The following is a 17990-nucleotide window of genomic DNA, read 5'->3' as shown; positions in this document are numbered from 1 at the left end:
AATGACTAAAGATGAGATTTTTGAAATTTTAAAAACTGCGTTAGTTGAGCTTTTTGAGATAGATGAGAGTAAGATTACAATGGATGCTAAAATTTATGAAGATTTAGACATTGATAGCATTGATGCGATTGATTTGGTTGATTATGTTAAGAAAAACACAGGACACCGTCTTATGCCAGAGGATTTTAAGTCGATTAAAACTTTGGGCGATATCGTAGAAGTGGTAGCAAAAAAGTTTGAAAACTGATTTAATTTTTAAAATTTTAATTACAATTGCTAGCATAGCTTATCCTTTTACGCTTGTATTTTTTTATGAGTTTTCAAAAGATGCTGTGTTTGTGATGGCACTTTTGTGGGGATTACAAGGAATTTTTACAAGCGATAAAAACAAAAAGCAAACCAGCGCTTTACTAAGTGCGTTTTTTGTCTTGATTTTACTAGCTAACAACGATACTTTGCGTTATTTCTATCCGGTGATTATAAACATTTTTATGCTTTTTGTTTTTGGGCTTAGCCTTAAAAAAGAGGCGATTATCACAAAATTTGCTAGGTTAAAAGAGCCAAATTTACCCGAATTTGTTATAGCTTATACAAGAAATTTAACTAAAATTTGGATTGTGTTTTTTGCAGTTAATGGGGCGATATCTTTTGGGCTAATCTTTCTTGAAGATAAGATTTATTGGGGTTTGTATACTGGAGCAATCTCATATGTTTTAATCGCAGCGCTGTTTGTTGGCGAGTATGTTTATAGAATTAAACTAAAAAGGCAAGAAGATGTTTGATAAAAATGAGCTTAAATTCGATGAAACTACAAAAGAGCAAATTCTAAAATTTAGCGCATTTTTACTTGAAAACGATATCAAAGAGGCTCAAATTTATCTAAGTAATACAAGCGATTTTATCGTCGCTTTTTTCGGTGGATTGTGTGCAAAAACTACTCTTTATCTTTTGCCAAATGCTAAATTTTTTGATGATAAATTTAGCATAAATGATGCAAATTTCAGTTCCATCAAGGCGAAAAATAAAAGTGATAAGCTGAATTTAAACACAGATGAAATCTTTTATCTTTTAACATCTGGAACAAGTGGCAAAAGTAAAAATATCCAAAAAACACTTTTACAAATGGTTGATGAAGCGCTTTATCTGCGTGATAAATTTGGCATTTGTAAAAGCGATGAGTTTATCTCAAGTGTTTCTCATCAGCATATGTTTGGACTAACTTTCAAGGTATTTTTACCTCTTGTTAGTGGCGCTAAAATCATTGATGGCGAGTATAATTATCCAGAAGCTCTACTTGCGCTAAATCTTAAAAACCATACCCTAATCGCAAGTCCAACGATACTTGACGTGCTTTGCCAACACGCAAATTTTGAAAAAATGAATGGCATTAAGATGATAATATCAGCGGGCGCAAGTCTAAAAAACCAGACAAGAGATGTTTTTAAAGCCAAATTTGGCATTGATATAACTGAAATTTATGGAAGCACAGAAACTGGCGTTATAGCGTGCAATAAAGGCTTTGGTCTTAAAAAGTTTGAGTCAGTTGCACTTAGCGTTACTCAAAAAGGTGCTTTAGTTGTAAGTTCGCCATGGTGCGAGAGTTTTGAAACTAGCGATAGTGCGAGTGTAGATGGTGATGATTTAACGCTTTATGGCAGGCTTGATCGTATTATAAAACTAAGTGAAAAGAGAGTTAGCCTTGAAGAGATTGAGCTGTTTTTGCTAAAACATGATTTTGTTGATGATATCTATCTTGGAATGCACCCAGAGTTTAGCCGCGTTTTAGCGCTTGTCAAGCTTAGCGAAGTTGGCGAAGATGAGTTTAGAAAAGGCGGTAAAATCGCAGTTGTAAATGAACTAAAAAGATACTTAAAAAGTGAGTATAAAAATATAGTTCGCTACTTTAAAGTGGTCGAAAAGTTAGAGAAAAATCAAAACTCAAAGCTAACAAAGGCTAAATTTCACGAGCAGTTTTACGCAAGAAGTGAACCAAAATTTAGCCTTATAAAAAGCAGTGATGAAGTTAGCATTTTTAGGGCTAAGATTAGCGTTTGGGACTTTTATTTTGATGGGCATTTTGGCGATTTTGCTATAGTTCCTGGATTTATCCAGCTTGGATTTGCTCTAACTTGCGCGAAGTATCTTGGACTAAGCCCAAAAAATAGCTTTTCAAATATCAAATTTACAAAACTTCTTCGCCCAAATGATACAGCAGAGCTTAGATTAACTATCAAAAACTCAAGAGTTAGTTTTGAAATTTATGCAAATTTAACGCTTTGCGCTTCGGGAAGATTTGATGTATAAGCTAGCGTTTTTAATCCCCTACTATAACCATCCGCTTAAAATCGCAAAATTAGTCAAAGCTTTAAACTCTTTTAATCAAGAGATTATTATAGTCGATGATGGTTCAAATAAAGCATCAAAACAGGCGTTAGATGGGCTTAAAGTAAAAGTTTTAACGCGCGCAAAAAATGGTGGTAAGGGAGCTAGTTTAAAAGATGGATTTTGTTTTGCAAAAGAGCTTGGCTTTTCTCATGTGTTTCAAGTTGATGCGGATTTTCAACATGATATTAGCTTTTGTGAAGAGTTTATCTCTAAAAGTATGCAAAATCCAAACGCAATCATCGCCGCAAATCCAATCTATGATGAATTTGCTCCAAAATCAAGGCTTTATGGTAGAAAAATAACAAATTTTTGGAACGCTATTAATACACTAAGTTTGGATATAAAAGATGGAATGTGTGGCTTTAGAATTTATCCAGTAGATGAAATTTGCTCTATTTTGCCAAGTGTAAAATCAGATAGAATGGAATTTGATATCGAAATTTTAATCCGCTCTTATAGGCGAGGGATTAAGCTTTTTTGGCTTGATTTAAAAGTAGCTTATGAAGATGATGGAGTGTCGCACTTTAGGATGTTAAGAGATAATTTACTGATTTCAAAAATGCATGCAAGGCTGTTTTTTAGCTTACCAAGTTATATTTTTAAGGTGCTAAACAGTGCAAAGTAAACGTTGGTTTGAGCAAAATGAAAAAGCTGGGAATTTTTGGTTGTATTTAAGCTACTTTTTAGTTTCGCATACTCCTAAATTTATCATCGATTTAGTCGCTAAAATCGTATCTTTAATATATTTTTTAACTCTTAAAAATGAGCGAGAAAATATAAAAGAGTATAGAAAGAATTTAGCCTCTTGCTTTGGTGATAAGGTTTTAAAAAACAGTAGCATTTATACACATTTTAACTCTTTTGCGTGCAGTATATGCGATAAAATCGCGGTTTGGTGTGGTAAGATAAAATATGAAGATTTGAGTTTTGAAGATGAAGAGTTTATATATCAAGAGCTTTTAAATCAAAAAATGGGGCAAATTCTACTTGTTAGCCATTTTGGAAATGTCGAAATTTCTCGCGCTTTGGTTAGTAAAATCGATGGAATTAGTATAAATATCTTAACTTATGATAAAAATGCGCAAAATTTTAACAACTTTATAAACAAAATAAGCAAAAGCAAGGTTAAAATTTATCATGTTGATGAGCTTGATATATCTAGTATGCTTCACTTTAAAACTTTGCTTGAAAATGGCGAGCATATCGCTATAATGGGAGATCGTATCCCTATAAATGGAAGTAAATTTTTAAGTACAAAATTTTTAGGAAAAGAGGCTAAATTTAACATCGGAGCGTATTTGATAGCTGGGCTTTTAGGCGTTAAGATAAGCACGTTTTGGTGTATTAAAACTAATGGCAAATTTCACTTATCGCTTGAGAGATTAAGTGATAAAATTGTACTTTTAAAAGATAAGCAAGCTTCGGTAAAACCGCACTTAGAACGATATGTAAAACAGCTTGAGTTAAAGTGCGAGAAGTATCCAGCGCAGTGGTATAATTTTTTTGATTTTTGGAGGCAGTGATGAGAGTTTTTAAAATGCGAGTCGAGTTTTATGACGTAGATAGTATGGAAGTGGCTTGGCATGGTAATTATGTCAAATTTATCGAAGCTGCAAGGTGCGCGTTTTTACGTGAAGTTGGATATACATACGATGATATGAAAAAAGATGGATTTGCTTATCCTATCGTTAAAATGGACTTTAAATTTATCCATCCTGCATTTTTTGGCGATGAACTTGATGTAGAGGTGGCGCTTTTAGAGTGCGATACGTTTTTAAAATTTAGTTATAAAATAAAAAATGCGCAAAGTGGCAAACTGCTTTGCAAGGCAACTACTTCGCAAGTTTGCGTTGAAATAGATGGGTTAAAAACTTGCTTTATCTTGCCAGAAGTTGCTAGAAAAAGGCTAGAAAAGGAGCGCGGATGAGAGCGGTTGTAGGCTTAGTTTTAATTCTAAATTTGGCTTTTTCTTTTAGTTTGGATGAGCTAAAAAACATAGTTAAAACAGATGGAGTGAGTGGAAAATTTAAAGAAAGCTTGTTTTTGCGCGATTTTAAAGAGCCTATTATAAGCTCTGGCGAGTTTGAGTTAAGAGAAAATGAGCTTCTTTGGCTAACAAAAACGCCTATAGAAAATAGTATAAAAATAAGCAAAAATGGGATTTATCAGCTAAATAACGGCGCGTGGGAAAAGATAAGTAACGAGCTGTTTGATAAAGAGATGTTTATGGATATCATAAGTCTTAATTTTAAAAAGTTAAGCCAAAGTTTTAGTATAAATTTAAGTGGAAATGCGCAAGAATGGCGTATCGAGCTAACTCCAAAAAGCGCACTTTTAAAAGAGATTTTTAAGCAAATTAGCGTTGGCGGGGGCGATGTTGTAAAATATACTGAACTTAATGCGACTGTAGGAGATAATACATTAAGCCAATTTTACGATGTGAAACGATGAAAAAAACTCTTATTTTCTCGATTTTCTCGCTTGTTTTTGCCTCTTTAGTTTTTTATCTGTTTTTAGAGCGAAAAAACATCGATACTGACATTTACTCGCTTGCAAACACCAACTATGAAAAAGGCGAAAAAGAGGCGATAGATGCGCTTTTAAAACGCTTTTCTAGCGAAGTTATACTCTTATCAAATAATCAAGCTAAATTTCAAACCGCCATAGATGAGTTTAAAAAAAGTGAACTTTTTAGCGATGTATTTTACGAGATAAACTCTTTGAGTTTAGATGAGTTAAACAAGCTTAAATTAGCGACTTTAGAGCATAAAACCGCACTTGAAATCTTGCAAAACAAAGAGCAGTTTTTTAAGCAAAGTTCGCGTGAAATTTTTAATAAATTTAGTATAAAACCACTTCCTACTTCGCTTGATTTTTTTAGTTTATCTAAGCATTCAAGCCTTTTAGCACAAGCTCAAAACATTAAATTTGATTATCAAAAACATAGGTTTATAGCGAGTTTTGATGGTGAAATTTGGTATTTTGCAAAAGCCGAACTTAGGCAAAATTATGATAATTCAAAGCTTATAAATTTATATCAAAATTTACAAAGCAAGAGTGTTCTTATAAGTTCAGGTGCGATTTATGCGGCATTTGGTAAGCAAAGTGGACAAAGCGAAAGCTTGTATATGAGCATTATCGCGCTTGTTTTGTGCGGCGTGGTTGTTTGGGTTGGGTTTAGGAACTGGCGTGTTTTTTATGTTGTTTTGGTTGTGGTTTTTGGCTTAACTACTGGTTTGGCTGCGACATTTGCAGTTTTTGGCAAGGTGCATATTTTAAGTATAGTTGTAAGTAGCAGTTTGATTGGTCTTATGCTTGATTTTTGTATCCATTGGCTTAGTAAAAACTTAAATCAAAAAGTTGATGCCACAAGTATAAAATCTATGCGAAAAATTTTCTTACTTGGGCTTTTTATAACTGCTGGCGGGTATTTTGTGTTTTTGTTTGCAAGCTCGGTTTTGCTTAAGCAAATCGCGATTTTTTCGCTATTTGCTCTGCTTGGAGCTTTTGTTTTTACATACTTTGTTATGCCTTTGATTTTAGCAAATCATGAGTTTAAAGCACTCAAATTTGTTGATGTTGTTTTAGAAACTTATGCTAAATTTTTAACTAAATTTTCATCTTTAAATTTAGGCTTTATATGTGTGATTTTTGCTGTTTTATTTGGCTTGATTTTGTGTTTTGGAAATTTTAAAGATAATATTAAAGAGTATTCATCAAGTGATGAAAAACTGGTTCAAACATCTATAAAAGTGGCTAAAATTCTAGGCGAAAGTTCATCTTATAAATTTGCTTTGATTAGAGGTGAGGGCGTTTTATCAAAGGAGCAGAATTTAACAAACTACCTAAAAATAGATGGCTTGATAGATGATTATAGTGGACTTAGTAAAATTTTACTTGATGAGCCTTTGCAAACTAAGTTAAAAAATGAGTTCAAAAAAAGTGTAAGTGACAACGCTGTTCTTGAAATTTATACTAAGCTTGGATTTGATAAAACTAGCGTTCAAAATGAGCTTTTAAAGGTGTCAAATTTAGCTACGATTTCTCCAAAAGAGGCTGTAAAAAGTGAAATTTTATCTAGCTTGAGTCACTTTTATATCGATGAAAATAAAACTTTAATTTTTCTAAACAACGTTAAAAACGAAGCGAAGATAGATGAGATTTTGCATGCAAATGGCTCGTTATATATAGACTTTGCAAATAGCCTAAATCAGGCATTTTCAAAGCTTAAAATCGAAGCTATTTGGCTTAAAATTTTAGCTTTTTTACTTGCTTTTGCTGTGCTTTGGAAATTTTTTGGTTTGAGGCGAAGTTTTGAGATGATGGTATTTGTTTTGATAAGCACGATTTTAAGCCTATTTTTGCTTGTTTTATTTGGTTTTGGTATAAATATTTTTGTAATTTTTGGTGTGATTTTAGCTGGCGCTGTTGGGATTGATTATATGATTTTTGCTTCAAATTTGGCTCTTAGCGTAAAAGAGAGAATTTTTGGCATAAATTTGGCTGCGCTAACGAGCGCTATATCATTTTTAATGCTATTTTTTAGTAAGACTGCCGCGGTTAGCGTTTTTGGGTTAAGTGTTGGACTAAATATACTGTTTTGTGCGTTTTTTGCTTCGATTTTAACACTTAGGCAAAAAAGTTAATTGTGTTTAGTAAATTTAATGTGCGAATTTGTAGATATAACGTGATTTATGATAGGCGAATTAGGTCTATAAACGCTAAAAATTATATTGAAAAGATACCAAAATGGCTGTTACCGACAACATCGCTTGCGGTTTTGCAGTTTTTGTATGTTGTTGTTTTAAAGTTAAAGCTTATTTTTTAAAATAGTTACGCGTTTAGCAAAAATTTATATATTAGTCTTATTTAACAACTATTTTAGATTAAATTTTTTGATAGAATAGCTGTTTTATATATGATTTGGCTTTACTATTTTACATATTTTAACCCATTTTGGCACGTTTAATCGCAAAATTCGCTTTTAAGATAAACTCACTAAAAAAGAGTTAAATTTAGCAGATATTTAAAGCTAAATTTAGAGCCTAAATTCAGCTTTTATCTACTTTTTTAAGGTATCTATAAACGCTTTGTTCGCTCATATGTAAAAGATCAGCCACCTTTAAAACTGCACCCTTTATGTTAAAAACACCTTTGTCATATAGAGCGCTTATTATTTCTTGTTTCTTTTCCGGACGCAAATTTACACCACTGTTTAAAAGCGATATATCGATAATCCCTGCTAAAATATCTTCGATAGATTCAGATAGATACTCGACGATTTCGCTGTTTTTGTTAAGGTATTCTTCTTGAATTTGCTCGTTTTGTGGCTTGTTATAGTCTGTGATGTTGCCAAGTTTTAGTATCTCTTCGACAACATTTTTATAAGCATTATCGTTATGGTTAATACATAGCATTCATTGAATTTTATCATCATCTTTAATAAAAAATGTCGAGCCTCTCACGCTATTTCCGCGTTTTGTCATGGCTTTATAGTTGATTAGATAGTCATTATCCTTATACTCTTCGTTTTTTAAAAGTTCAAGCGCAAAGCCAGTTAGTGGCGAATTTACGCTTCGGTTGCTTATATGGTTATTTTCGATTGCTGCTATATATGCGCCTTTTTCGGTGATATCGTGCAGTACTACTTCATAACTTTGCCCAAGAACCTCTCCTAAAAATTTAACTAGTTTTCCAAGTTGCTCTTTTTGTTTTTTGTCCATATTTTCCTCATTGTAAAAATTTTTTATTATTTTAGCATAATTGTATCTTTTTTGATAATATGCGATAATTTTATATAATTTGCTATAATTTAGAAATTTAAATTTAAGGGATAAAATGAATAAATTTTTTAAAAGTCTGCCGTTTAAGCTCGTTGTTGGCATCGTTTTTGGTCTTGTAATCGGGCAAATCGCAAACCATAGCGTGATGAGCGTGGTTGTTGCTGTACGTTATATATTAAGTCAGATTATCATCTTTTGTGTTCCGCTTATAATAATCGGATTTATAGCACCTTCGATAACAAAGCATGGAACAAACGCTTCTAAGGTCTTGCTTGTAGCGGTGCTACTTGCGTATGTTTCATCGGTGGGAGCTGCGTTGTTTTCGATGTTTGCTGGATACGCGATAATACCAAATTTATCTATCGTTTCAAACACAGATGGACTAAGAGAGCTTCCAAAAATCGTCTTTAAACTAGATATTCCACAAATCATGCCAGTTATGAGCGCTTTGGCACTTTCTATTTTGCTAGGGCTTGCTGCAACTTGGACGAAGGCAACGACGATTATAAAAATTTTAGATGAGTTTCAAAAGATGGTTCTTGATATTATCGTTAAGGTTGTTATCCCGATTTTACCGATATTTATCAGCTTTACTTTTATGACTTTATCGTATGAGGGAAGTATCACAAAACAGCTTCCAGTCTTTATAACAATCATCTTAATTGTTATGCTAGGGCATTATATTTGGCTAGCGTTTTTGTATATTTTAGCTGGAATTTATACTAGAAAAAATCCTCTTGAAGTTTTAAAACACTACGCACCAGCCTATATAACCGCAGTTGGCACGATGTCTTCTGCTGCAACTTTGGCTGTGGCGCTAGAATGTGCTAGAAAATCAAGCGTGCTTAGAAAAGATATGATAAATTTTGGAATTCCACTTTTTGCAAACATACATCTGTGCGGTTCGGTGCTAACTGAGGTCTTTTTTGTGATGGCGATTTCGCAAATTTTATATGGCGCGATACCAGCTTTAGGCGTGATGATAATCTTTTGTATACTTTTAGCGGTTTTTGCTATCGGCGCTCCTGGAGTTCCTGGTGGAACGGTGATGGCTTCTTTGGGGCTTATTTCCGGGCTTTTGGGATTTGATGAGGCGGGGATAGCCTTAATGCTTACGATTTTTGCTTTGCAAGATAGCTTTGGAACTGCTTGCAATGTAACAGGAGATGGCGCTTTAACGCTTGCTATGAGCGGATATGCAGACAAACACAACGTCCACGAAAAGCTAAAAACTGTAGAATTTTAACTCTTTTAATGATATTTACTCTGGCTGTAGCTTTGCAGCCAGAGTTTGGGTATGAAATTTGTGATATTTATTTGTAATTTTAATTTATACAAAAAATCTACCTTGATATTTTATTTTTAATAATTTTTTATCATATTTATAAAAACTTATTGACATCTGCTTTTAAAACAAGTATACTTTTATAAAAATTTATCGTTATGTTAAAAAATTATATTTAAGGAGTAAATATGAACTACCCAAAAGCTATAGGTCCATATTCTGTTTATAGACAGTGTGGCGATATAATCTTTATCTCTGGACAAATTCCAGTGAATCCAAATTCTGGAAATATCGAAACAGCCGATGTTAAAGAGCAGACAAAACAGTGTCTTAAAAATATAGGTGCTATCTTAAAAAAATTGAGTTTAAACTATAAAAACGTGGTTAAGACTATGATATTTATAGATGATATGTCAAATTTTGCATCTGTAAATGAAGTTTATGCTACATTTTTTAATGAGCCATTTCCAGCTAGAAGTTGTGTGGCGGTAAAAGAGATTCCAAAAGGTGCAAAAGTTGAAATTGAAGTTATTGTGATTAAAAATATTTTATAAAAAGGAGAAAATATGGGAGATTTTAGTCTTATTGGCGTATTGGTTGTTGCTATTGTTTTGATTGTATTTATGATAGCAAAACTTAAAATACATGCATTTTTAAGTTTATGTGTAGCTAGTTTATTTGTCGCTATAACTACAGGAGTTTCGCTAGATACCATAGCTTCTACGTTAGAAAAAGGTGTTGGTGGAACACTTGGGTTTTTGGCTATTATTATAGGGTGTGGAACAATTTTAGGAAAGATGTTAGAGATTTCTGGTGGAGCATGGCAAATAGCTAACTTTTTGCTTGAAAAATTAGGAAAAGATAGGGCTAGTTTAGTGATGATGTTAGTTGGATTTATCGCTGGTATTCCCGTTTTTGTTGAGGTTGGATTTGTTTTACTTGTGCCACTTGTTTATGTTATAAGTCGCCAAATGGGTATTAATCCTATTAAAATAGGAATTCCGCTTGCTACATCTTTGATGACGGTGCATTGTATAGTACCTCCACATCCAGCAGCAACTGCGATTGTTTCTATTTTAGGTGCAGAAATGGGCAAAGTAATCTTGCTTGGTTTAGTGTGCGGTAGTATTTGCGCCTTTGTTGGTGGCGTTGTTTTTATGAGTTTTGTAAAACTAGAAAATATCACTTTTAAAGAAAACGCTTTAGAACAAAGAAGTGATTTACCATCATTTGGTATTACTTTATTTACCATTTTACTCCCTTTAGTTTTAATGCTTAGTAAGACTATATTTTTACCATTAGTAGCAGATGGTTCTAGCTTGGCTTTATGGATTAAATTTATTGGCGATCCGATTGTTGCTCTGTTGCTATCTGTGTTTGTTTCATACTATACTTTAGGTTTATCTCGTGGGCTAAATATGGATGCCATTTTTGATTTGACATCAAATTCGTTTGCGCCGATTGCTGGAGTTTTACTTATTATTGGTGCTGGAGGTGCATTTAATGAGATACTTATTGCAAGTGGGATTGGCGAAGCACTTAAGAACACGCTTTCAACGCTTCCTATAAGTCCTATATTTTTAGCTTGGCTTATCGCTTTAATTCTTCATCTTGCCATTGGTTCGGCTACTGTTTCGATGCTAAGTGCCGCTGGTATTGTTCTGCCGCTTATTGATGGTAGTGGCGTAAGTCCAGAAGTGATTTGTATAGCTGTAGGAAGTGGGGCGATTGGAGCTACTATTGTTACGGATAGCTTGTTTTGGTTGGTTAAAGAGAGTTTGCAAATGAGCGTAGGACAGATGCTTAAATACTTCACGAGCGCTACAACGATTGCATCGGTTACTGGACTTATTATGAGTTTTGTTGTTTCATTTATAGTATAAGGAGAAAATTATGGACAAGATTATAGAAAATTTAAAGGCAAAAGAAGAAACTTTATGGATAAATCCAAAAAATGCAAAAGTAAATAATGATGAGTTTAGTAAAGATGACATTGAAGATGCAAGGGCTAGACTTGACAGGTTTGCACCACTTTTAGAGGAGCTTTTTCCTGCTAGTAGAAAACAACGCGGAATTTTAGAAAGCCCACTTGTGGCTACCTATGAGTTGCAAAATAAACTTGAAAAATATTATGCTACGCCTCTTTTTGGTAAGTTGTGGTTTAAACTTGATAGCCATCTACCTATAAGCGGCTCTATCAAGGCTCGTGGTGGAATTTATGAGGTTTTAAAGCATACGGAAGATTTACTAATAAAGGCAAATTTACTTAGTTTAAATGATAATTATAAAAAAATTGCCAATGATGAAATAAAACAATATCTATCAAATTTTCAAGTTGCTGTAGGCTCGACTGGTAATCTTGGCTTAAGTATAGGCATTATGAGTGCAAAACTTGGATTTAAGGCAAGCGTTCATATGTCAAGTGATGCTAGAGAGTGGAAAAAAGCGATGTTAAGAAGCTATGGAGTAAATGTTGTGGAGTATGATAGCGATTACTCAGTAGCTGTTGCACAAGGTAGAAAAGAGGCGCAAAATGATTCTAATTGCTACTTTGTAGACGATGAAAATTCAAAAAGTTTGTTTTTAGGTTATGCGGTTGCGGCGCGTAGGTTAGCAGGGCAACTTAAGTCGTTTGATATAAAAGTTGATAGTAAAAATCCACTTTTTGTATATCTACCTTGCGGTGTTGGCGGTGGACCAGGTGGCGTAGCTTATGGATTAAAACAAGAATTTGGAGAACATGTTCATTGTTTTTTTGCTGAGCCAACACATAGTCCTTGCATGTTACTTGGAATGCATACAGGCAAACATGATAAAATAAGTGTTTTTGATATAGGACTAGATAACAAAACTGCAGCAGATGGTCTTGCTGTGGGTAGAGCCTCATCGCTTGTTGGTAAAGTTATGGATGGAATGCTTGAGGGAATTTATACGATTAGTGATGATGAGATGTATAGGCTTTTGTATCTTGCTAATAAGTGCGAAGGGCTTAGACTAGAGCCATCGGCTTTAGCTGGAGCCAAAGGCGTTGTACATATAAATAAGCTTTATGATAGCAAAGCGTTAGAAAATGCCACTCATATAGCTTGGATTACTGGTGGTTCAATGGTTCCAGATGAAGAGATGGATAAATACATACAAACTGGAAAAGAGTTAATGTAAAAGATTTGGGTTTTTTAAATAAAGTCCAAGTTTAATATATGAATTAACATTTGTGTAAATCTTCTATATAATGAGAGTTACTTTTAACTCCCACTTCCAAATTCTTTTATATAATGCTCATAAAATCGCTTGTAGTAGGGGTTTGAGCCGCGATTTCTCATGCCGTAGTTGTAGCATTCTATGGTTTTTTGCATATTTTTATCTTTAGCGTTAAAGCACTTTCTAAGCACCTGAGCGCATTTTGTGAGGTTATAAGATGGCTCAAAAACATACTCAAACTCATCTTTTTTAAAATTTTGCGAGTTTAGTTGCCCAAGTCCAACGTCTATATTAAAGCCGTTTTCTACTAAAATTTTTGCTATTTCTTTTGCGTATTCTTGATTTTTAGGTTTGATTGATACGACCCATTTGGTGCGGTTTAGACTGTAGTTGCTGATTTTTATGCGGATATTTTGAGTTTCTAGCTTCTTAAAGTAGAGCGCATTTTCTTTGTTTGTCAAAAAAGATATGGCAAATGGCTCAAAGTTGCTTTCGATTTTTACTATAGTATATAAAATTTTAGGCGAAACACCTTGAGTTTTTGCTACATCGGCTATAGTGTATAAAATTTCCTCATACGAATAAGCAAAAGATGATAGCTTGAAAACAAAAATAAATAGAAAAATAGCTCTAAATTTCATAAGACACTCTAAAATTTTTGAATAATTATAGCATAAATTAAAATTTTTTACTAAATTTGAGATATTTTTACTGTATTTAAGTTAAATTTTATAAAGTTGGATGTATAATTCTATTTCTTTTAAAAAATAAAGGTCGCTTAGCTCAGTTGGTAGAGCGCCACCCTTACAAGGTGGATGTCATAAGTTCGAGTCTTATAGCGACCACCATTTTTAGGTGCAGCGGTAGTTCAGATGGTTAGAATGCCGCCCTGTCACGGCGGAGGTCGCGGGTTCGAGCCCCGTCCGCTGCGCCACTTGTGTGTCTTGTTAGCTCAGCCGGTAGAGCATCTCACTTTTAATGAGGGGGCCGTTGGTTCGAATCCAACACAGGACACCATTTATCACATAGACCCTTTCGTCTAGTGGCCCAGGACACCACATTCTCAGTGTGAAAACGTAGGTTCAAATCCTCCAAGGGTCGCCAGTTAGTTTCTTTAGACATTTTCATTCTATCACTTAATATTATTAAAATTAATGTTTTTTAAAATAATCTATTATATAGTTATAAAAAATTTTAGAGTATTTTATGAAATTTTAGGTTTTTTGGTTGTTATTTTGATACAAGCGTTAAAAGTATAAAATAAAGCTACAAATTTATTTAATCAATGCTTGAATAAAAGAATAAATTTCGCAAAATACAGCTTTATATTTAAATGAAAAGCATTTGTTGTAAAAATAGAATTCGTTGCTTTTACGTAATAAAATTAAAATACTCAAAAAACGCTATTGTAACATTTCAATACAAAATTTGTACAAGCAAAATTTTTAGAATATCCCCATCTATGATATCTAAGTTTAAGTTTCAATACAAAATTTGTTCAAGCAAAATAAAACTCTACATTATTTGCATCGCAATCATTAAAGTTTCAATCCAAAATTTAGCATAGAAAATATAAAATTCAACTAAACATAAATAAATTATAAGCTATAAAATCTTGCAAGATTTTTCTTATAAATTTAGGCTATAAACTTTCAAAATTCAGTACCAAACTGAGTTTAAATTAGTTATTTGCTGTTTAAATATTTAATAATTTTATAAAAAAGTTTGATTTTATTATTTTAATCAAAATAAATACGCTAGCTATTTGCTAGAGTAAAAGCGCGCGAGGTATCTGTCATAAAAATAAAATTTTAAAAATTATGTCAAAAGATTATATTATAAATTTTTTATACTTTTAGAAATGAAATGGCATGGCATTTAAATTTATAAAATAATTTTATATAAATTAATATTAGAATTATTTTATATAGTTTAAAATTATAACTATTTAAACTATAAACTCAAATTTATCTATCTTTTTAAACCCAACCATTGCATTTAAAATGGCAAATTTTTTCGTACTTAAAAGCATATCGCGGTTTATATCGGCAAGTTTTAAAAAACCATTTTCCAAAAGCCTAGCTCTGGTTGTTCCTTGTAGCAACGGTTTTTTGGGACTTAACCAGTTAAATCCATCAAAAATAGCGATATTTGCGATACTTGTATCGGTTGCAAAACCATCTTTTAGCATCAAAATTTCATCACACCCATCTCGCTTTTGAAAAGCATGGTTAATCAAATCTCTATCTAAAAATTTTTTTTCATACTTAAAATCAACTTCAACTAGTTTAAAAGTTTTAAATTCTCTGGCAACATATGGATAAATTTCGCATTTTGCAAACTCGCCAAACTCATTATAAACCAATTTTGCTCTATAAATTTGGCTAGATTTTAAGCTTTCGCACTCTTTTTTTAACATTTCTCTTATACTAAATTTCAGCCCACCACAAGCAGAAATTGCTCTAGCTTCGTGAAAATCAAGGTTTAAAGCCACTCCATTTTCTACTTTTATCGTTTCAAAAAGTAAGATAGGCTTTTTCAAGCATCTCATCATATTCCTTTCTAACATCGCTTTGCACGGTTATGCCACCACCAGTTTTAAAGGCTAAATTCTTGCCATCATGCTCTATAAATCGTATCAAAACCCAGCTTTTTAGGCTAGTCCCATCAAAGTAGACAAACACGCCAGTATAAAAGCCACGCTTTGCTAGCTCGCACTCTTTGATAATCTCGCAAGCTAGTATTTTAGGCGTTCCGCTAATGCTTCCAGCTGGTAGAATTTTATGAAAAATATCTCCATAGTTGTGTAAAAACTCATCTCTTAAAGCTCCAGAAATTTCGGTGCTAGTTTGAAAAATACTACCTTTTTTTGTTTCTACCTTGCTAAAATACCTAAATTTATCAACTCTAACACCGCTAGCGACCATAGACAAGTCATTTCTCATCAGATCTGTAACCATAGCTTGCTCGCTAAATTCTTTCTCATCATCTAGCAAAATTTTCTTTGCATTTTTGATTTTAGCATCGATTGTTCCCTTCATAGGGTGAGTTGTGATTTTATCGTTTTGTATCGTGATAAAAATTTCAGGCGAAAAGCAGACAAAGCTATCTTTAAATTTTAAAACCAAATTCGCATTTGAACGCTCATAAATTTCATCTAAAGTTAAACTTGTTTTAACGCCAGTTTTAAAGCATAAATTTAGTAGATATACATCTCCGCTTTTCATATACTCTATAACTTTATTAAAACTTTTTTGATATGTTTTAAAATCGATTGGAAAAGTTTGAAAATCATAGTCTAAGTCTGATTTATCGTTTTTAGTAGTTAAATTTAGCTTAAATTTTATAGCGAATTTGTCAGCTTCATCAAGCGCACAAACCACATCATCTTGCGAAGTATCATAGCTAAGAAGTGCTACAAATGGCACTTTATGGCGCGAAAAGTAGTTTAACTTTTCTATAATCTCGTTTTTCATTTCTAAGTTTAAACTAGCTTTTGCGCCATAAATATATGTAAATTTACTATTTTTCTATAGTAAATTGAAATGGAACGCCTTTAATCGCACCTTTTGAAAATAGCTTTTTAGCATCATCAAGAACCATTTGACGCTCTTTATCGCTAGCTTGGCTATCTGATACGACGGCTTTTTCATCATAATATTTTTGTAAAATTTTGATAATCCCGTCTTGATTATCTGGGCTTAGTTTTTTCGCCTCTTTTAGCATAATAGCAGCTTTTGTATACGCGCTTTTGCCATGAACTGGGGCAAAGATAATTTTTACATTTGAGTTTCTTAGCCACTTTACTATCTTTTCCATCTCTTTTCGGCAGTATGGGCACTCTGGATCAGTTACCATATAAGTGATAAATTTATTGTTTTTATCAAATGAGTTAATCTCTATAAATCTATCTTTTGGTAATGTTTTTATGATTTCATATACGATTTTTTGCTGTTTTTTAGCTTGTGCAAGTTTTAAATTTTCAATCTTTGCATTGACCATCTCTTTATCAGAGTTGTTGCCAAAAATGGTGATTTGCGGGAAAGAAAGTAGTGTTTTTCCATCATCACTTGCAAAAAACGGTATAGTTTCGTTCGTATCTAGCGACTCAAATACAACTAAATTTAGCCCATTTACAGACTTTAATTTATCAGTTGATATGACTTTGATGTTTTTTGCGTTTTTAAAATGAGTTTTTATGCTATTTTTAAAATTTTCATCAAAATTCTTATCAACACCAAACGATGCAACAGCCATAATAGCGACCAAAGTAGATATAAAAGCAATCTTTTTCATGAAAATCCTTTTAAAATTTGCTCTATTATAGCACTAGAAGTTTGAAATTAAAGTAAATTAAAATAAATTTCGATATAATCTTATCCTTAATGAAAACAAGGAGAAAATATGGCTTATTCAATGGGCGATTTAAAAAAAGGTCTTAAGATTGAACTTGATGGTGTTCCGTTTAAGATAGTTGAGTATCAACATGTCAAACCTGGTAAGGGAGCGGCATTTGTTCGTGTAAAAATAAAATCTTATGTAGATGGTAGAGTTTTAGAAAAGACTTTCCATGCAGGCGATAAATGCGAAGCCCCAAATTTAGTCGATAAACAGATGCAATACCTCTATGATGATGGCGAGTTTTGTCAGTTTATGGATACTGAAACTTACGAGCAAGTTGCTATTAGCGATGAAGAAGTTGGCGAAAACAAAAAATGGATGCTTGATGGCATGATGGTTCAAGTGCTTTTTCACAATGGAAACGCTATCGGACTTGAAGTTCCACAAGTTGTAGAGCTTAAGATAGTTGAAACTGCTCCAAATTTCCGTGGTGATACACAAGGAAGTAACAAAAAGCCAGCTACACTTGAAACTGGCGCGGTCGTTCAAATCCCATTTCACGTGCTTGAGGGCGAAGTTATCAGAGTAGATACGGTTCGTGGTGAGTATATCGAAAGAGCGAATAAGTAGTTAAATTTAGTTTTTAAATTTAAAAATTTAGATAAATTTAAGGCTTAAAACGAAATTTTAAGCCTTTTTACACTAAGCCATAAGCTCTAGTATCTCATTTGGGGCTGGAAATCTTGGTCTTTCTAGCTCGACTTTTGAAAAAATCACTTTGCCGTCAACATCGACTATAAAATTTCCACCGCTACCAAGCACTAACTCAACGTTAGCATCTGGATATTTGCTTAAAATCTCTTCTTTCACACGGAAAGCTTGTGGTCTATAGTTTCAGCTGTTGCAATAAGTTATCTTAACTTGCATAGCCTTCTCCTTATAAAAAATAGAAGCGTATTATAGAACAAAATTGTAAATTCACAAAATTTAACTTA

General features: G+C 33.0%; 18 protein-coding genes, 4 tRNA genes and 1 pseudogene. 17 read left to right on the top strand and 6 right to left on the bottom strand.

Translation table 11 applies throughout. From position 1 onward, the window contains the following. Nucleotide 1: 1 nt before the first annotated feature. The 8 genes from CGEO_RS07805 to CGEO_RS07775 are packed head-to-tail and all read left to right on the top strand — an operon-like array spanning nucleotide 2 to nucleotide 7031. Nucleotides 2-247: an acyl carrier protein gene (locus CGEO_RS07805; protein ID WP_075495202.1), complete on the top strand. Its 246-nt coding sequence runs from the start codon at nucleotides 2-4 to the stop codon at nucleotides 245-247. Further along, nucleotides 237-782 carry a COG4648 family protein gene (locus CGEO_RS07800; protein WP_075495204.1) on the top strand — a complete coding sequence of 182 codons (546 nt, stop codon included), beginning with the start codon at nucleotides 237-239 and terminating at the stop codon, nucleotides 780-782. Before CGEO_RS07805 ends, CGEO_RS07800 begins: the two co-directional genes overlap by 11 nt. Next, a complete protein-coding gene (locus CGEO_RS07795; RefSeq protein WP_075495206.1) occupies nucleotides 775-2304 on the top strand; it encodes an AMP-binding protein in 1530 nt (509 codons plus the stop codon). The genes CGEO_RS07800 and CGEO_RS07795 overlap by 8 nt, the downstream gene beginning before the upstream one ends. Further along, entirely contained in the window at nucleotides 2297-3010 is a 714-nt protein-coding gene (locus CGEO_RS10230) for a glycosyltransferase family 2 protein (protein WP_075540162.1), read from the top strand. Before CGEO_RS07795 ends, CGEO_RS10230 begins: the two co-directional genes overlap by 8 nt. After that, nucleotides 3000-3908, top strand: coding sequence for a lysophospholipid acyltransferase family protein (locus CGEO_RS10225; protein ID WP_075540163.1), 909 nt, complete (start codon nucleotides 3000-3002; stop codon nucleotides 3906-3908). Before CGEO_RS10230 ends, CGEO_RS10225 begins: the two co-directional genes overlap by 11 nt. Further along, nucleotides 3908-4312, top strand: coding sequence for an acyl-CoA thioesterase (locus CGEO_RS07785; protein ID WP_075540164.1), 405 nt, complete (start codon nucleotides 3908-3910; stop codon nucleotides 4310-4312). The genes CGEO_RS10225 and CGEO_RS07785 overlap by 1 nt, the downstream gene beginning before the upstream one ends. Continuing rightward, a complete protein-coding gene (locus tag CGEO_RS07780) occupies nucleotides 4309-4836 on the top strand; it encodes a LolA family protein (protein ID WP_075495221.1) in 528 nt (175 codons plus the stop codon). The genes CGEO_RS07785 and CGEO_RS07780 overlap by 4 nt, the downstream gene beginning before the upstream one ends. Continuing rightward, entirely contained in the window at nucleotides 4833-7031 is a 2199-nt protein-coding gene (locus CGEO_RS07775; protein WP_075540165.1) for an MMPL family transporter, read from the top strand. Before CGEO_RS07780 ends, CGEO_RS07775 begins: the two co-directional genes overlap by 4 nt. Nucleotides 7032-7436: 405 nt before the next feature. Here CGEO_RS07775 and CGEO_RS10335 read toward each other — a convergent pair. Next, a pseudogene (locus CGEO_RS10335) lies at nucleotides 7437-8108 on the bottom strand (helix-turn-helix transcriptional regulator). Between the two features lie 115 nt (nucleotides 8109-8223). Between CGEO_RS10335 and CGEO_RS07765 the strand changes: the two are divergent. The 4 genes from CGEO_RS07765 to dsdA all read left to right on the top strand — a co-directional run bounded on the left by CGEO_RS07765 (nucleotide 8224) and on the right by dsdA (nucleotide 12615). After that, entirely contained in the window at nucleotides 8224-9414 is a 1191-nt protein-coding gene (locus tag CGEO_RS07765) for a dicarboxylate/amino acid:cation symporter (RefSeq protein ID WP_075540166.1), read from the top strand. A 227-nt stretch (nucleotides 9415-9641) separates the two neighbouring features. Further along, the gene (locus CGEO_RS07760) at nucleotides 9642-10007 is read left to right on the top strand and encodes a Rid family detoxifying hydrolase (RefSeq protein WP_075495227.1); all 366 of its coding nucleotides are present in this window, start codon (nucleotides 9642-9644) and stop codon (nucleotides 10005-10007) included. A 12-nt stretch (nucleotides 10008-10019) separates the two neighbouring features. Continuing rightward, nucleotides 10020-11336 carry a GntT/GntP/DsdX family permease gene (locus CGEO_RS07755; protein ID WP_075495229.1) on the top strand — a complete coding sequence of 439 codons (1317 nt, stop codon included), beginning with the start codon at nucleotides 10020-10022 and terminating at the stop codon, nucleotides 11334-11336. A 10-nt stretch (nucleotides 11337-11346) separates the two neighbouring features. After that, nucleotides 11347-12615 carry a D-serine ammonia-lyase gene (gene dsdA / locus CGEO_RS07750; protein ID WP_075495231.1) on the top strand — a complete coding sequence of 423 codons (1269 nt, stop codon included), beginning with the start codon at nucleotides 11347-11349 and terminating at the stop codon, nucleotides 12613-12615. A gap of 83 nt (nucleotides 12616-12698) precedes the next feature. On the opposite strand, the gene CGEO_RS07745 is transcribed toward dsdA, so the two are convergent. After that, nucleotides 12699-13295, bottom strand: a complete 597-nt coding sequence (locus tag CGEO_RS07745) for a transglycosylase SLT domain-containing protein (protein ID WP_075540167.1) — start codon at nucleotides 13293-13295, stop codon at nucleotides 12699-12701. A 131-nt stretch (nucleotides 13296-13426) separates the two neighbouring features. On the opposite strand from CGEO_RS07745, the gene CGEO_RS07740 reads away from it, so the two are divergent. The 4 genes from CGEO_RS07740 to CGEO_RS07725 all read left to right on the top strand — a co-directional run bounded on the left by CGEO_RS07740 (nucleotide 13427) and on the right by CGEO_RS07725 (nucleotide 13758). Then, nucleotides 13427-13502 (top strand) — tRNA-Val (locus CGEO_RS07740). Between the two features lie 9 nt (nucleotides 13503-13511). After that, a tRNA-Asp gene (locus tag CGEO_RS07735) sits at nucleotides 13512-13588 on the top strand. Nucleotides 13589-13595: 7 nt separating this feature from the next. Then, nucleotides 13596-13671, top strand: a tRNA-Lys gene (locus CGEO_RS07730). 11 nt (nucleotides 13672-13682) lie between these two features. Then, nucleotides 13683-13758, top strand: a tRNA-Glu gene (locus CGEO_RS07725). Nucleotides 13759-14602: 844 nt separating this feature from the next. Here the strand turns inward: CGEO_RS07725 and CGEO_RS07720 are convergent. Genes CGEO_RS07720 through CGEO_RS07710 form a run of 3 tightly spaced genes read right to left on the bottom strand, consistent with a single transcriptional unit; the run spans nucleotide 14603 to nucleotide 16950 of the window. Then, a complete protein-coding gene (locus CGEO_RS07720) occupies nucleotides 14603-15205 on the bottom strand; it encodes an aminotransferase class IV (protein ID WP_075540168.1) in 603 nt (200 codons plus the stop codon). Next, nucleotides 15171-16130: an aminodeoxychorismate synthase component I gene (locus tag CGEO_RS07715; protein WP_075540169.1), complete on the bottom strand. Its 960-nt coding sequence runs from the start codon at nucleotides 16128-16130 to the stop codon at nucleotides 15171-15173. Before CGEO_RS07715 ends, CGEO_RS07720 begins: the two co-directional genes overlap by 35 nt. A gap of 46 nt (nucleotides 16131-16176) precedes the next feature. After that, a complete protein-coding gene (locus CGEO_RS07710) occupies nucleotides 16177-16950 on the bottom strand; it encodes a thioredoxin domain-containing protein (protein ID WP_075495239.1) in 774 nt (257 codons plus the stop codon). Nucleotides 16951-17058: 108 nt separating this feature from the next. On the opposite strand from CGEO_RS07710, the gene efp reads away from it, so the two are divergent. Continuing rightward, nucleotides 17059-17625, top strand: a complete 567-nt coding sequence (gene efp / locus CGEO_RS07705; RefSeq protein WP_075495240.1) for an elongation factor P — start codon at nucleotides 17059-17061, stop codon at nucleotides 17623-17625. Nucleotides 17626-17697: 72 nt separating this feature from the next. On the opposite strand, the gene CGEO_RS07700 is transcribed toward efp, so the two are convergent. After that, nucleotides 17698-17922: a SelT/SelW/SelH family (seleno)protein gene (locus CGEO_RS07700; RefSeq protein ID WP_255349575.1), complete on the bottom strand. Its 225-nt coding sequence runs from the start codon at nucleotides 17920-17922 to the stop codon at nucleotides 17698-17700. Nucleotides 17923-17990: the final 68 nt, after the last annotated feature.

The sequence above is a fragment of the Campylobacter geochelonis genome (genome assembly GCF_013201685.1).
GTDB classification, from domain to species: Bacteria; Campylobacterota; Campylobacteria; order Campylobacterales; family Campylobacteraceae; genus Campylobacter_B; species Campylobacter_B geochelonis.
The sequence above is the reverse complement of the archived record's forward strand: the minus strand, read 5'-3'. Positions and strand labels throughout refer to the sequence as shown.

What these genes read in the sequence shown, in the direction of transcription:
- CGEO_RS07755 (WP_075495229.1), top strand. Translation starts at nt 10,020, where the DNA reads ATGGGAGATTTTAGTCTTATTGGCGTATTGGTTGTTGCTATTGTTTTG.
- CGEO_RS07795 (WP_075495206.1), top strand. Translation starts at nt 775, where the DNA reads ATGTTTGATAAAAATGAGCTTAAATTCGATGAAACTACAAAAGAGCAA.
- CGEO_RS07715 (WP_075540169.1), bottom strand. Translation starts at nt 16,130, where the DNA reads ATGAAAAACGAGATTATAGAAAAGTTAAACTACTTTTCGCGCCATAAA.
- efp (WP_075495240.1), top strand. Translation starts at nt 17,059, where the DNA reads ATGGCTTATTCAATGGGCGATTTAAAAAAAGGTCTTAAGATTGAACTT.
- CGEO_RS07760 (WP_075495227.1), top strand. Translation starts at nt 9,642, where the DNA reads ATGAACTACCCAAAAGCTATAGGTCCATATTCTGTTTATAGACAGTGT.
- CGEO_RS10230 (WP_075540162.1), top strand. Translation starts at nt 2,297, where the DNA reads ATGTATAAGCTAGCGTTTTTAATCCCCTACTATAACCATCCGCTTAAA.
- CGEO_RS07765 (WP_075540166.1), top strand. Translation starts at nt 8,224, where the DNA reads ATGAATAAATTTTTTAAAAGTCTGCCGTTTAAGCTCGTTGTTGGCATC.
- CGEO_RS07745 (WP_075540167.1), bottom strand. Translation starts at nt 13,295, where the DNA reads ATGAAATTTAGAGCTATTTTTCTATTTATTTTTGTTTTCAAGCTATCA.
- CGEO_RS07780 (WP_075495221.1), top strand. Translation starts at nt 4,309, where the DNA reads ATGAGAGCGGTTGTAGGCTTAGTTTTAATTCTAAATTTGGCTTTTTCT.
- CGEO_RS07710 (WP_075495239.1), bottom strand. Translation starts at nt 16,950, where the DNA reads ATGAAAAAGATTGCTTTTATATCTACTTTGGTCGCTATTATGGCTGTT.
- CGEO_RS07775 (WP_075540165.1), top strand. Translation starts at nt 4,833, where the DNA reads ATGAAAAAAACTCTTATTTTCTCGATTTTCTCGCTTGTTTTTGCCTCT.
- dsdA (WP_075495231.1), top strand. Translation starts at nt 11,347, where the DNA reads ATGGACAAGATTATAGAAAATTTAAAGGCAAAAGAAGAAACTTTATGG.
- CGEO_RS07720 (WP_075540168.1), bottom strand. Translation starts at nt 15,205, where the DNA reads ATGAGATGCTTGAAAAAGCCTATCTTACTTTTTGAAACGATAAAAGTA.
- CGEO_RS07785 (WP_075540164.1), top strand. Translation starts at nt 3,908, where the DNA reads ATGAGAGTTTTTAAAATGCGAGTCGAGTTTTATGACGTAGATAGTATG.
- CGEO_RS07805 (WP_075495202.1), top strand. Translation starts at nt 2, where the DNA reads ATGACTAAAGATGAGATTTTTGAAATTTTAAAAACTGCGTTAGTTGAG.